The 12,764-nt window shown below is 73.6% G+C and carries 14 protein-coding genes; 5 read left to right on the forward strand and 9 right to left on the reverse strand.

Translation table 11 applies throughout. From position 1 onward, the window contains the following. Window position 1 precedes the first annotated feature (1 nt). The 3 genes from ACIG36_RS26530 to sigE all read right to left on the reverse strand — a co-directional run bounded on the left by ACIG36_RS26530 (window position 2) and on the right by sigE (window position 3,586). Entirely contained in the window at window positions 2-1,942 is a 1,941-nt protein-coding gene (locus ACIG36_RS26530; protein ID WP_399932714.1) for a trypsin-like peptidase domain-containing protein, read from the reverse strand. Between the two features lie 109 nt (window positions 1,943-2,051). Beyond that, window positions 2,052-2,777: a zf-HC2 domain-containing protein gene (locus ACIG36_RS26535; RefSeq protein WP_399932716.1), complete on the reverse strand. Its 726-nt coding sequence runs from the start codon at window positions 2,775-2,777 to the stop codon at window positions 2,052-2,054. Next, complete coding sequence (gene sigE / locus ACIG36_RS26540; protein ID WP_399932718.1) at window positions 2,774-3,586, reverse strand: RNA polymerase sigma factor SigE; 813 nt, start codon at window positions 3,584-3,586, stop codon at window positions 2,774-2,776. The genes ACIG36_RS26535 and sigE overlap by 4 nt, the downstream gene beginning before the upstream one ends. 176 nt (window positions 3,587-3,762) lie before the next feature. Here sigE and ACIG36_RS26545 point away from each other — a divergent pair, with 176 nt between their 5' ends. Next, on the forward strand, window positions 3,763-4,428 hold the full coding sequence (locus ACIG36_RS26545; RefSeq protein WP_399932721.1) for an O-methyltransferase: 666 nt from the start codon (window positions 3,763-3,765) through the stop codon (window positions 4,426-4,428). A gap of 92 nt (window positions 4,429-4,520) precedes the next feature. Here ACIG36_RS26545 and ACIG36_RS26550 read toward each other — a convergent pair whose 3' ends face one another. Continuing rightward, complete coding sequence (locus ACIG36_RS26550; RefSeq protein WP_079123638.1) at window positions 4,521-4,688, reverse strand: DUF3117 domain-containing protein; 168 nt, start codon at window positions 4,686-4,688, stop codon at window positions 4,521-4,523. A gap of 313 nt (window positions 4,689-5,001) precedes the next feature. On the opposite strand from ACIG36_RS26550, the gene ACIG36_RS26555 reads away from it, so the two are divergent. After that, a complete protein-coding gene (locus ACIG36_RS26555; protein WP_399933380.1) occupies window positions 5,002-5,802 on the forward strand; it encodes an enoyl-CoA hydratase-related protein in 801 nt (266 codons plus the stop codon). 86 nt (window positions 5,803-5,888) lie between these two features. On the opposite strand, the gene ACIG36_RS26560 is transcribed toward ACIG36_RS26555, so the two are convergent. Continuing rightward, window positions 5,889-6,482, reverse strand: a complete 594-nt coding sequence (locus ACIG36_RS26560; protein ID WP_399932724.1) for a DNA-3-methyladenine glycosylase I — start codon at window positions 6,480-6,482, stop codon at window positions 5,889-5,891. Beyond that, a complete protein-coding gene (locus ACIG36_RS26565; RefSeq protein WP_399932727.1) occupies window positions 6,475-6,903 on the reverse strand; it encodes a DivIVA domain-containing protein in 429 nt (142 codons plus the stop codon). The genes ACIG36_RS26560 and ACIG36_RS26565 overlap by 8 nt, the downstream gene beginning before the upstream one ends. Before the next feature lie 107 nt (window positions 6,904-7,010). On the opposite strand from ACIG36_RS26565, the gene folP reads away from it, so the two are divergent. Further along, window positions 7,011-7,871, forward strand: coding sequence for a dihydropteroate synthase (folP, locus tag ACIG36_RS26570; RefSeq protein ID WP_399932730.1), 861 nt, complete (start codon window positions 7,011-7,013; stop codon window positions 7,869-7,871). A 28-nt stretch (window positions 7,872-7,899) separates the two neighbouring features. On the opposite strand, the gene ACIG36_RS26575 is transcribed toward folP, so the two are convergent. Beyond that, window positions 7,900-8,649 (reverse strand): TIGR00730 family Rossman fold protein, encoded by a 750-nt coding sequence (locus ACIG36_RS26575; protein ID WP_399932733.1) that lies wholly within the window; start codon window positions 8,647-8,649, stop codon window positions 7,900-7,902. 68 nt (window positions 8,650-8,717) lie between these two features. Then, window positions 8,718-9,821 carry a succinyl-diaminopimelate desuccinylase gene (gene dapE / locus ACIG36_RS26580; protein WP_399932736.1) on the reverse strand — a complete coding sequence of 368 codons (1,104 nt, stop codon included), beginning with the start codon at window positions 9,819-9,821 and terminating at the stop codon, window positions 8,718-8,720. Between the two features lie 74 nt (window positions 9,822-9,895). On the opposite strand from dapE, the gene ACIG36_RS26585 reads away from it, so the two are divergent. Next, on the forward strand, window positions 9,896-10,813 hold the full coding sequence (locus ACIG36_RS26585; protein ID WP_399932739.1) for a hypothetical protein: 918 nt from the start codon (window positions 9,896-9,898) through the stop codon (window positions 10,811-10,813). A 323-nt stretch (window positions 10,814-11,136) separates the two neighbouring features. Beyond that, window positions 11,137-11,520, forward strand: a complete 384-nt coding sequence (locus ACIG36_RS26590; RefSeq protein WP_399932742.1) for an ATP-binding protein — start codon at window positions 11,137-11,139, stop codon at window positions 11,518-11,520. A gap of 86 nt (window positions 11,521-11,606) precedes the next feature. Here the strand turns inward: ACIG36_RS26590 and dapC are convergent, their stop codons facing one another. Then, the gene (dapC, locus tag ACIG36_RS26595; RefSeq protein ID WP_399932744.1) at window positions 11,607-12,704 is read right to left on the reverse strand and encodes a succinyldiaminopimelate transaminase; all 1,098 of its coding nucleotides are present in this window, start codon (window positions 12,702-12,704) and stop codon (window positions 11,607-11,609) included. Between the last annotated feature and the right edge of the window lie 60 nt (window positions 12,705-12,764).

The following is a 12,764-nucleotide window of genomic DNA, read 5'->3' on the forward strand; positions in this document are numbered from 1 at the left end:
CTCAGCGGGCGCTGGCGGAACCCAGCGTCAGCCGTACGGTCCTTTCCTTGCCGTCGCGCTCCACGGTCAGGCTCAGGCTGTCCCCGGGGCGATGGCTGCGGATCTTGACGATGAGCTCCCGGCCGCTGTGCACGGGCACGCCGTCGACCTTGCGGATGACGTCGCCTGGGCCGATGCCGGCCTTGTCGGCGGGCCCGCCGGGGGTGACGGCCTTGGCCTTGTCGCCGTCCGTCTTCACCCGGGCGCCGTCGCCCGTGTAGGCGGTGTCGAGGGAGACCCCGATGACGGGGTGGGTGGCCCGGCCGGTGTTGATCAGCTCCTCGGCGACCCGCTTGGCCTGGTTGATCGGTATGGCGAAGCCGAGGCCGATGCTGCCGCCCTGGCCGCCGGACTCCGACTCGCCGCCGGCCGAGCGGATGGCGCTGTTGACGCCGATGACACGGGCCTGGGCGTCCATCAGAGGGCCGCCGGAGTTGCCCGGGTTGATCGGGGCGTCGGTCTGCAGGGCGTCGACGTAGCTGACGTCGCTGCCGTCCTGCTTCTTGCCGCCGGCGGTGATCGGGCGCTCCTTGGCGCTGATGATCCCGGTGGTGACGGTGCCGGCGAGGTCGAAGGGGGCGCCGATGGCGACGACGGAGTCGCCGACGCGCACGGAGTCGGAGTTGCCGAGGGCCAGCGGGGTGAGGCCGGAGACGCCGGAGACCTTGATGACGGCGAGGTCGTAGCCGCCGTCGCGGCCGACGAGGGTGGCCTTGGCGGTCTGGCCGCCGTTGAAGGTCACGGATATGGAGCCGCTGGAGCCGGCCGGCTGGACGACGTGGTTGTTGGTGAGGATGTGGCCCTTGTCGTCGAGGACGAACCCGGTGCCGGTGCCCTGTTCGCCGCCGCCGCTGACGTGGATGGTGACGACGCCGGGCAGCGCGCGGGCGGCGATGCCGGCGATGCTGCCGGGCGGCCGTTCGGCGGACCCGGCGGAGGCCTGGGGCAACGTCACATGGCTCCCCGTGCCGCCGTCCCGCTCCAGCCAGGCCCCGATCCCCCCGCCGACCCCACCGGCGACCAGCGCCACGAGGGCGGCACCGGCCAGGATCCGCCCACGCGACGGCCCACCCTTGGCGGGCGCGGGCGCCGCCGTGGCGACGGAAGCCGCCCAGGGGTCGTACTGCCAGGGGCCCTGACCGGGCCCGGGGTGGGGGTGTGCGGGGTGTGCCTGCGGGTGTGCCTGCGGGTGTGCCTGCGGGTGTGCCTGCGGCACGGGCTGGGGGAAGGGCGCCGTGGCCGGGCCCGGGGCGGGGTACGCGGCCGGGGCCGGGACGGCCGTACCGCCGGCCGGGGCCGGCGTGCCCTCGGCCTGTGGACCCTGCGGGCCGGGCTGGGGGGATGCGTACGCGGGCGCGCCGGGCGCCGGGGGCTGCTCGGGGTACGCGCCGGGCGGGGCACCGACCGTCCCGTCGGCCTGGGCCGGCGTGACGGCCGCGGGCGGCGTGACGGGCTGGGGGTCGGGGTGCGTGCCCTGGGCCGGCTCGGTGGCCTGCTGGAGCGGCGTGCCCTGGGGCGGTGTCGGGACGGGCTGGGGCTCGGGGTACCCGCCCGGCACGGCCCCGGCGGCCGGCGGGGTCGGCGTGCCCTGGGCCGGTGTCGGGGCGGGGTGGTACTCGGGGCGCGGGGCGGGCTCGGGGTACGTGCCCGGGGCCGGCGTCGCGGTGCCGTGGGGCGGGGTCACCGACGGGCGCTGCACCGGCGGGGCGGGAGCCCAGGGGCCGGGGCGGCCGTAGGGGGGCGTGCCGTACGGGTCGGGGGCGTGCAGGGGAGCGGGGGCACCGCCCCCGTCCGGCACCGGTGCCTGGCCGGAGGCCTCGGGCAGGAGCCACTGGTCCGCCTCCGGCTGTGCGCCGGCACGCGGGCGTCGTCGTTGCCACCACTGCGGCTTGGGCTCGTCCATCCCTACTCCCCACCGTTCGTCCGGAGGCGCGCACACCGGAAGCACGCGCGCCCCAACGACGATTACACCAGGTCCACACGGGTGTGCGGAGGGGGGAGGTGGACCCCGGTCAGCGGGCCGGGGCCTCCGAGAAGGCACGGGTGGTCCGTACCAGCGGCGGCAGCACCGGGGCGTCCGAGGGGCGGAGCAGGGACACCCCGAGCGTGGCCGAGGTGCGGACCGCGTCGCGCTCCTGCTGGGCGCGGCCCGGCGTCATCGCCAGCGAGGTCGTCGCCGCGCTGGGCCCACCGCCGCGCGCCCTGGGGTCCTGTACGGCCGTCTCCAGGGGCTGCGCGCCGACCAGTGCGAAGGCCGCCAGAGAGACCGCCCCGGCCGCCGCGAAGGCGAACCGGCGCCCGCGCGTACCGCCACGGACGCCCGCGCCGGCGGGCTCGATGTGGTGGACGCGGAAGCCGCGCTCACGGGGCCGTCCGGCGGCGGGGAGCAGGGCCGCGAACTCCTCGGCCCGGGGGCCGAGGCCGGGTCTTCCCCGGTCGTCGCCGTGGTCCCGCCCCTCGTCCGGCGCCGGGCGGCGGACCGCGCCGCCGTCGGCCCCGCCGCCCGGCAGGCCCTGCAGCCGTGCGAGCAGCGAGTCGGACAGCGGCGGAGGCGCCGCCTGCGCGAATACGCTTTTGAGCCGGCGCTGCGCGTCGGCTTCGGCTTTGCATGTCCAGCAGGTGGCGAGGTGCGCCAGCACCCGCTCCCGCGAATCGTGTCCCAACTCCCCGTCGACCAGGGCCGCGAGGCGGTCGCCGAGATGGTGCTCGGCGGGGGACTGACCGCCTGAACCGGTCACGCGATCCCTACCTCCCCACGGATCGGAATGCCGGGGGCCGCACCCGCCACGGCGCGCTGCTCGGCCCGAGCGGCGGGCGAGCGGTGCTGGAGCGCCTTGCGCAGGTGGGAGCGGCCGCGGTGGATACGGCTGCGGACCGTGCCGAGCTTCACGCCGAGCGTCGCGGCGATCTCCTCGTAGGAGAGTCCTTCGATGTCGCACAGGACGACCGCGGCGCGGAACTCCGGCGCGAGGGTGTCCAGCGCCTGCTGGACGTCCGCGTCGAAGTGCGTGTCGTTGAAGTGCTGCTGGGGGGAGGGCTCCCGGCTGGGGAGCCGCTCGGCGGCGTCCTCGGCCAGCGCGTCGAAGCGGATGCGCTGGCGGCGCCGGACCATGTCGAGGAAGAGGTTGGTGGTGATGCGGTGCAGCCACCCCTCGAACGTCCCCGGGGTGTACGTGGACAGCGAGCGGAAGACGCGGACGAAGACCTCCTGCGTCAGGTCCTCGGCGTCGTGCTGGTTGCCCGTGAGGCGATAGGCGAGACGGTAGACCCGGGCGCTGTGCGTGCTGACGATCTCCTCCCAGGTGGGAGGGGTCCACGCCGACGGGTCCGCATCGGTGACGAAAGTCGCGGTGGGTGCGGAGGAGCTGGTGGCGCGGATGGGGGCCCCTCCCATGCCGTTAAGGCTATGGGGGCTGTCAGCGGTGTAGGTCACGGATTTCGGCTCGGGAGCGTACCTGCGGAAGCGCCTGAGCACTCCACGGCGGTCGCCGCCCGCAGCCGCACCTCCCCTGTCGGCTCTGGTGGTGTCCAGTGGAGCCCCTACCATATCCACCTCGCCCGTTAGCTCCGGATAAGCATTTTTGACCCGCTTTTTGTTCTCGCCCCGCTGTGATCACTGACGAACGGCCGACCCGTCCGGTTCCCGTCGTCGCGTATCCCCCTCCGCCCTACCAACGCCCGGTCCCATCTGCGGGTTCCCGTGGTCAGCGGATACAGTCACGGTTGCGTCGACTACGGGGACAGGAGAGGGCCATTACCGGCAACCAGCAGACGAGCTGGGCGTTCGCCGATGTGTTCGTCGCCGAGGACGAGGCGCTGCGCTGGGCCCGGGACCGGGCCTACGAGGCAGGTCTCCGCTCGGTGTCGAACGGCACCGGCGCGGCGCTGCGCCTGCTCGCCGCCGCTGTGGACGCCAAGGCCGTCGCCGAGATCGGCACCGGCACCGGGGTCTCCGGCATCCACCTCCTGCACGGCATGCGCCCGGACGGGGTGCTGACCACCGTGGACAGCGATCCGGAGTGCCAGCAGTTCGCCCGGCAGGCGTTCCGCGCCGCGGGCTTCGCCGGCAACCGGGCGCGCTTCATCCCCGGCCGCGCCCTGGAGGTGCTGCCGCGTCTGGCCGACGGCGGGTACGACCTGGTCTTCTGTGACGGTGACCGGCTGGAGTGCCTCGACTACCTAGCCGAATCGTTGCGCCTGCTGCGGCCGGGCGGGCTGGTCTGCTTCGAGGGCGTCTTCGCCGACGGCCGCACCGTCGACTCCGCCCTGCCGCCCGCCGAGGTGCAGCGGGTGCGCGAACTGCTGCGGGCCGTGCGGGAGTCCACGGTGCTGGTGCCGTCCCTGCTGCCGGTCGGGGACGGGCTGCTGTGCGCCGTCCGGCGCGGCTGACCGGGGGACGGCCGCCGGGGGCGGACGCACCGCCGCCCCGGAGCCGGTGATACCGGCAGCCGGGGCGGTGCGGAAAGTCGTGGGTCTGAAGGTCAGACGGCGACCTTCTCCAGGGCCTCGCCGAGAGCCTTGGCCTCGTCAGGGGTCAGCTCGACGACGAGACGACCGCCGCCCTCGAGCGGAACCCGCATGACGATGCCCCGCCCCTCCTTGGTCACCTCGAGCGGGCCATCGCCCGTCCGCGGCTTCATGGCCGCCATGCTCGTTCCCCTTCCTGAAACCAGCTCATCGTCAGCCGACGGCCCTAGGGAAAGGGCACGCGTCACCGGCATCGAACACATTGCTTCCAGGCCATTATCCCGCATCGCGCGACCCAATGACCAACATCGGTCCGCATCCCTTCGGCAACGCGCTGCCGCAAAACCACTCAATTCGGGGATCGTGCCGCACTCGTACGTCGCCCCGGAGGGCACTGTGACCCTCGATTCTTTGACGCAGGTCACATATCGAGGCCTGATGATCTCCGGCATGCTGACCCTGACCGCAGCAGCCGACGAGGGAGGGACCGGCACCATGGCCGACAGCGTGCTGTACGAGGTGACCGACGGGCTGGCGACGATCACACTGAATCGTCCCGATGCCATGAACGCGCTGAACACGGAGACCAAGGCCGCCCTGCGCGACACCCTCGGGCAGGCCGCGGACGACCCGGCCGTCCGGGCGGTGCTGCTCACCGCCACCGGGCGCGCCTTCTGCGTGGGGCAGGACCTCAAGGAGCACGTGGCCTCGCTGGCCGCCGACCGCGAGCACGGCACGCGGACGACCATGGACACGGTCAAGGACCACTACAACCCCATCGTCACGGCCATCACCCGGATGCCCAAGCCGGTCGTCGCCGGGGTGAACGGCGTCGCGGCGGGCGCGGGCGCCGGCTTCGCCTTCGCGGCCGACTACCGCGTCGTCGCGGACTCCGCCTCCTTCAACACCTCCTTCGCCGGGGTCGCCCTGACGGCCGACTCGGGCGTCTCGTGGACCCTGCCCCGCCTCGTCGGCCACAGCCGGGCCAGTGATCTGCTGCTCTTCCCGCGCAGCATCGGGGCCCAGGAGGCGCAGGCGCTGGGCATCGCCAACCGGGTCGTCCCGGCGGCGGAGCTGGCCGCGGAGGCGCTGGCGGTGGCGCGGCGGCTGGCCGAGGGGCCGACGGGCGCGTACGCGGCGATCAAGGAGTCGCTGGCCTACGGGGCCGGGCACACCCTGGAGGAGACCCTGGCCAAGGAGGAGGAGCTGCAGGAGCGCGCCGGGGCGTCGGAGGACCACGGCATCGCCGTCGCGGCCTTCCTCGCCAAGGAGAAGCCGCGCTTCGTGGGCCGCTGAGCCGGGCGCCGGGCGGGCCGCACGGCCCGTCCGGCAAAGGCGCGGCGGGACTCCGGCGGGCTCCGGCGCGGAGCCCCGTCGGAGGATCAGACCTCCGGCCGGGCGTGACACCCCACCAGGTGGTCGTTCACCAGCCCGCACGCCTGCATCAGGGCGTAGGCCGTCGTGGGACCGATGAAACGGAATCCCCGCTTCTTGAGGTCCTTGGCCAGCGCCGTCGACTCGGCCGTGATCGCCGGCACGTCGGCGAACGTCCGGGGCGCCGCCCGCCCCGCGTCGGGGGCGTACGACCAGACGATCGCGTCCAGCTCCCCCGGCGCCAGCTCCGCCGCCGCCCGCGCGTTCACCATCGCGGCCTCGATCTTCGCCCGGTTGCGGATGATCCCCGGATCGCCCAGCAGCCGCTCCGCGTCCGCCTCCGTGAAGGCCGCGACCTTGGCGATGGAGAAGTCCGCGAAGGCCGCGCGGAACCCCTCGCGGCGCCGCAGGATCGTCAGCCACGACAGCCCGGACTGGAACGCCTCCAGGCATATCCGTTCGTAGAGGGCGTCGTCGCCGTGCACCGGCCGGCCCCACTCGGTGTCGTGGTACACGCGGTAGTCCGCCCTGGACTCCGCCTCCAGGCCCCACGGGCAGCGTGCCAGCCCGTCGGGCCCGACGACCGCTCCTGCGTCACTCATGCCTCTCCCCTCCCTCGGCGTGCCCCTCGGCCGCCTCGCGCGCCGACGGCGCGTCCTCCTCGCCGGCGGCATCGGCGTCGCCGGCGTCCTCGCGCGTCATCAGGCCGAGGCCGCCTATGGCGGCGGCCTGCGCCCCGGCCAGCGCGGCCTCCAGCTCCGCGATGCGCGCGTCGCGCTCGGCGAGCTCGGCGCCCAGCCGGTCCAGCGCGTCGTCGGTCTCGGCCATGCGGTAGCCGCGCACGGCCATCGGCAGGCGCAGCGCCTCCACGTCGGCGCGGCCCAGCGGCCGCCCCGCGGGCAGCGGCCAGACCATCCGGTCCTGGCCGGCCTCGGGCAGCACTCCCGCGCCGCCGCCCCCGGCGACGGCGAGTGTGACCGCGGCGACCACGACGACCAGCGCGATGAGCAGGAACCAGAACACGGCCGTCTCCCCGTAAGTCCTCCGTCAGCCAAACCGTCCACCCCGATCGTGCCATGCCGCACTGACAGTTAAGGTCGCTGGCGGACCACGGAGAGGGAGTACCGAAGATGCTGCGGCTGGGACGACGCGAGTTCGACAGGCACGAACCGGTGATCATGGCGATCGTCAACCGGACGCCCGACTCCTTCTACGACCAGGGCGCCACCTTCGCCGACGAGCCGGCGCTGGCGCGGGTCGAGCAGGCCGTGGCCGAGGGCGCCGCGATCATCGACATCGGCGGGGTGAAGGCCGGTCCCGGCGAGGAGGTCAGCGCGAAGGAGGAGGCCCGCCGCACGGTCGGCTTCGTCGCCGAGGTGCGCCGGCGCCACCCGGACGTGGTGATCAGCGTCGACACCTGGCGGCACGACGTCGGCGAGGCGGTGTGCGAGGCGGGCGCGGACGTGCTCAACGACGCGTGGGGCGGGGTGGACCCCAAGCTGGCCGAGGTCGCCGCCCGTTACGGGGCGGGGCTGGTGTGCACGCACGCCGGCGGTGTCGAGCCGCGTACCCGGCCGCATCGCACCGCCTACGAGGACGTGATGGCGGACATCCTGCGGGTGACCGTCGGCCTGGCCGAGCGGGCCGTCGCGCTCGGGGTCCGCCGCGACGGCATCATGATCGACCCGGGGCACGACTTCGGGAAGAACACCCGGCACTCGCTGGAGGCCACCCGCCGCCTGGGCGAGATGACGGAGACGGGCTGGCCCGTGCTCGTCTCGCTGTCCAACAAGGACTTCGTCGGCGAGACCCTCGACAAGCCGGTCAAGGAACGGGTCCTGGGCACCCTCGCCACGACGGCCGTCTCGGCCTGGCTCGGCGCCCAGGTCTACCGCGTCCACGAGGTGGCGGAGACGAGGCAGGTGCTGGACATGGTGGCGTCCATCGCAGGGCACCGGCCCCCGGCGGTCGCCCGCCGGGGACTCGCCTAGCTCGCGCGGGGGCCCGCCGGGGCGGGCCTCAGGTGCCGGCCTCCTTGGTGACCACGCCGATGGCCTCCTCGACGTCGTCGGTGATGTGGAGCAGCTGCAGGTCCTGCGGGCCGACCTTGCCCTGCGGCACGAGCGTGTTCTCGAACCAGTCCAGCAGGCCCTGCCAGTAGGCGGCGCCGAACAGGACGATCGGGAAGCGGGTGACCTTCTTCGTCTGGACGAGCGTGAGCGCCTCGAAGAGCTCGTCCAGCGTGCCCAGTCCGCCCGGCAGCACCACGAAGCCGCTCGCGTACTTCACGAACATCGTCTTGCGGACGAAGAAGTACCGGAAGTCGACGCCGAGGTTCACATACGGGTTGAGCCCCTGCTCGAAGGGCAGCTCGATGCCCAGGCCGACGGAGACGCCGCCGGCCTCCATCGCGCCCTTGTTCGCGGCCTCCATCGCCCCGGGGCCGCCGCCGGTGATGACCGCGAAGCCGGCCTCGACCAGGCCGCGCCCGATCGCCACCCCCGCCTCGTACTCCGGTGTGCCCGGCTTCGTCCGGGCCGAGCCGAACACACTGATCGCCGGTGGCAGTTCGGCGAGCGCCCCGAAGCCCTCGACGAACTCGGACTGGATGCGCAGAACCCTGAAGGGGTCCTCGTGCACCCAGTCGGCCGCCCCCCGGGTGTCCAGCAGGTGCTGGTCGGTGGTGCCGACCTGCATCTGGCTCTGCCGCCGCACGACCGGCCCCCGGCGCTGCTCCCGCGGGGCGCGCGCCCCCTCGGAATTGACCATACCGAGCTCCCTCCGCTGCATGTCGTCGGATCCGATGCGGTTCAGGGTAGGCCTGGTGCCCGCCCTTCTCAGCTGGTCAGCCAGGCGCGCAGCCGCTCCTCGCAGTGCGTGATGTGTTCGGTCACCACGTGCTCGTCGCGCTTGTGCGCGTACAGGGGGTCGCCCGGACCGTAGTTGACGGCGGGCACGCCGAGGGCGCTGAAGCGGGCCACGTCCGTCCAGCCGAACTTGGGCCGGGCCGTGCCGCCCACCGCCTCCATGAAGTCCACGGCCGCCGGGTGCGTCAGGCCCGGCCGGGCGCCGCCCGAGTGGTCGTCGACCACGAAGTCCACGACCCCGCAGCCGTCGAAGACCTCGCGGACGTGGGCGAGCGCCTCCTCCTCCGTGCGGTCGGGGGCGTAGCGGAAGTTCACCGTCACGGTGCACGCGTCGGGGATGACGTTGTTGGCGACGCCTCCCTCGATCCGTACCGCGTTGAGCCCCTCGTGGTACTGGAGGCCGTCCACGACCGGCCGGCGCGGCTCGTAGGAGGCGAGGCGGGCCAGGATCGGGGCGACGGCGTGGATGGCGTTGGAGCCCATCCAGCTGCGCGCGGAGTGGGCCCGCTCGCCCTCGGTGCGCAGCAGTACGCGCAGCGTGCCCTGGCAGCCGCCCTCGACCTGGCCGTCGGAGGGCTCGAGGAGGATGGCGAAGTCGCCCTCCAGCCACTCGGGGTGGGCCTCGGCGACGTGCCCGAGGCCGTTGAGGTGGGCCGCCACTTCCTCGTTGTCGTAGAAGACGAAGGTCAGATCGCGGTTGGGCTCGGGCACGGTCGCGGCGATGCGCAGCTGGACGGCGACGCCGGACTTCATGTCGCTGGTGCCGCAGCCCCACAGGACGCCGTTGCCCGCGGTGGAGCCGCTGATGTCAGCTGTGAGCCGGGAGGGCACGTTGTCCGCGACGGGGACGGTGTCGATGTGACCGGCCAGGACGATCCGCTCGGCGCGTCCGAGGTCGGTGCGGGCGACGACGTTGTTGCCGTGCCGGTCGACGGTCAGGTGCGGCAGGGCGCGCAGTTCGCGCTCGATGGCGTCGGCGAGGGCCTTCTCGTCACCGCTCTCGGAACGGAAGTCGACGAGCGCTGCGGTGAGGGCTACGGCGTCGAGGGACAGGTCCAGTGCGGTGTCATCCATGCCGGCGAGCCTAACGCGACCGCCGGTACGGTCCGGAGGGGTCGTGGGGTGGTCTCTGAAGTAACGTGGCCCGCATGTCCCGGATCATCGTCACCCGCCGTGGCCGACTGCTGCGTACCGTGGCCGCCTGTGCGGTGCTGCTGGCCGTGATCGGGTATCTGGTCGCGCAGCTGGTGACGGGCGGGCCGGGGGCGCCGCGGTGCACGGTCCGGGCGAACGGGGAGTCGTACGCGCTCTCCCCGGAGCAGGCGGTGAACGCGGCGACGATCTCGGCCGTGGGGTCCGCGCGCGGGCTTCCGGAGCGGGCGGTGACGATCGCGCTGGCCACGGCGATGCAGGAGTCGGGGCTGCGCAACATCCACCACGGTGACCGCGATTCGCTGGGCCTGTTCCAGCAGCGGCCGACGCAGGGCTGGGGATCGGCGCGGCAGATCACGGATCCGGTCTACGCGGCGGGGAAGTTCTACGACCACCTGGTGGAGGTGCCGGGCTATTCGCGGCTGCCGCTGACGGTGGCCGCGCAGAAGGTGCAGCGCAGCGGCTTCCCGCAGGCGTACGCCAAGCACGAGCCGGACGCCTCGCTGCTGGCCGCGGGCCTGACGGGCCGGGCGGAGGCCTCCTTCACGTGCACCAAGAGCCCGGACGACGGGAAGCCGGGGGATCCGGCGGCGGTGCGGGCCAAGCTGGCGCGCGAGTTCGGCCCGGGGGTGCTGCCGACCACACTGGCCGGTGCGGGCCGCGCGGGCGCGGCGGACGCGCGGACGGTGACGGTGCCGGCCGGGCCGGACCCGGTGGCGGAGGACGCGCCGGGGCGGCGCGGCTGGGAGCTGGCGTCCTGGGCGGTGGCGCACGCGGCGGAACTGCGCATCGAGCGGGTCTCCTTCGGCGGGCGGACGTGGACGGCGGAGAATTCCGCGGACGGCTGGCGGAAGTCGGGGGACACAGTCTCCGGGGACACGGCCGGCTCGGTGCGGATCACCACCGTCCGGTAGCCGTACCGGTCTCGGTCAGCAGTACGGACGTCCCCTCGCCGGGAGTAAGTCCCGCATACCGGAGTTGCCGCGAACCGGGCCATGCCCCGCCATCCGCACGCCTGGCCGACCGACCCCCGGGATGCCTTGCGAACAAAGGCTTTTCGGCCTTTCGTATTGATTGACAACCTGCCCGGTTTGGCGGGGTTTCCGCGAGGCAGATAATGCGACGCATTACCTACTCTTTACCTGAGGTCACCGCAACCTTCGACGGACTCACGCGGTAGTCACAGCGTCCGCTTGCCGGACAGCAACCGACTTCCTCACTCCGTCAAAGGAGCAACATGTCCCTCCCCCTCACGCGCCGGATCGCCCGGGTGGCCCTGCTCGTCGCAGCGGGTGCCGCTCCCGTCGTCGGCGCGGCCGGATCTGCGAGCGCTGCGACCCTGCCCCAGGCCACGGACCTGGCCCCGGTCAGCGCGCTGGACACCTCGACCGCGAGCAAGACCGTGGGCGCGGCGTCCGAGCAGGCCGGTTCCGTGGCGTCGGGCGCCGGGAGCAAGGCTGTCGGCACCACCACCAGCGCGGTGCACAAGGCCGGCAGCGAGACCGTTCCGGCCGCCAACAAGCAGGCCGGCAAGCTCGTGGGCAGCGGCGCCCAGGCCCTCGGCGGCACCGTCCAGGGTGTCACCAAGGCCGGTACGCCGAACCTGCCCCTCGGCGGCTGATCCGGCGGGCACGCACAGCGACAGCGCGAAGAGGGCCCGGGAGTTCGTCTCCCGGGCCCTCTTCGCGTACGCGCGGTGCGTAGCGGCTACTGGGCCAGTCGACGGACCGCGGCCTCCACACGCTCATCGGTCGCGGTGAACGCGATGCGTACGAAGCGCTCGCCCGCCGCCCCGTAGAACTCGCCCGGGGCGACCAGGATGCCGCGCTTGGAGAGATCGCCGACCGTGTCCCAGCACGGCTCGTCGCGCGTCGCCCACAGGTACAGCGACGCCTCGCTGTGCTCGATCCGGAAGCCCGCGCCCTCGAAGGCGGCGCGCAGCGCCGCGCGGCGGGCGGCGTAGCGGGCGCGCTGCTCGGTGACGTGCGCGGTGTCGCCGAGGGCGACGACGGTGGCGGCCTGGACCGGGGCGGAGACCATCATTCCGCCGTGCTTGCGGATCTGCAGCAGCTCGCCGAGGACGGCGGCGTCACCGGCGAGGAACGCGGCGCGGTAGCCGGCCAGGTTGGAGCGCTTGGAGAGCGAGTGGACGGCCACGATGCCCTCGTAGGAGCCTCCGCAGACGTCCGGGTGCAGGACGGAGACCGGGTCGGCCTCCCAGCCCAGCTCCAGGTAGCACTCGTCGCTGAAGACCAGCACGCCGTGCTCGCGAGCCCAGGCCACCGCGGCGCGCAGCTCGTCCTTGGAGAGCACCCGGCCGGTGGGGTTGGAGGGCGAGTTGAGCCAGAGCAGCTTCAGGCCGGCGGGGTCGAGCTCGGTGGGGTCGTCGTAGACGACCGGCTCGGCGCCCGCCAGGCGCGCGCCCACCTCGTACGTCGGGTAGGCCAGGCGCGGATGGGCGACCTTGTCGCCGTCGCCGAGGCCGAGCTGGGTCGGCAGCCAGGCCACCAGCTCCTTGGAGCCGACGATCGGCAGCACATTGGTGTGCGCCAGCCCCCGGGCGCCCAAGCGGCGCTCGGCCCACCCGGTGAGCGCGTCGCGCAGCGCGGCGGTGCCCCAGACCGTGGGATAGCCGGGGCTGTCGGCGGCGTCGGCCAGCGCCCGCTGGACGAGGGCCGGCACCGGGTCGACGGGGGTGCCCACCGACAGGTCCACGATGCCGTCGGGGTGGGCGGCCGCCGTGGCCTTGTACGGCTCGAGCCGGTCCCAGGGGAAGACGGGGAGGCGGGAAGAGACTGCGCTCACGGTGCTCGCTGCTCGCTCTCTTGCATGAGGGGGGTGCGTGGTGCGTGTGCGGGGAGGGAA

It is taken from the genome of Streptomyces sp. NPDC053048 (assembly GCF_044547045.1).
In the GTDB taxonomy this organism is placed as follows: domain Bacteria; phylum Actinomycetota; class Actinomycetes; order Streptomycetales; family Streptomycetaceae; genus Streptomyces.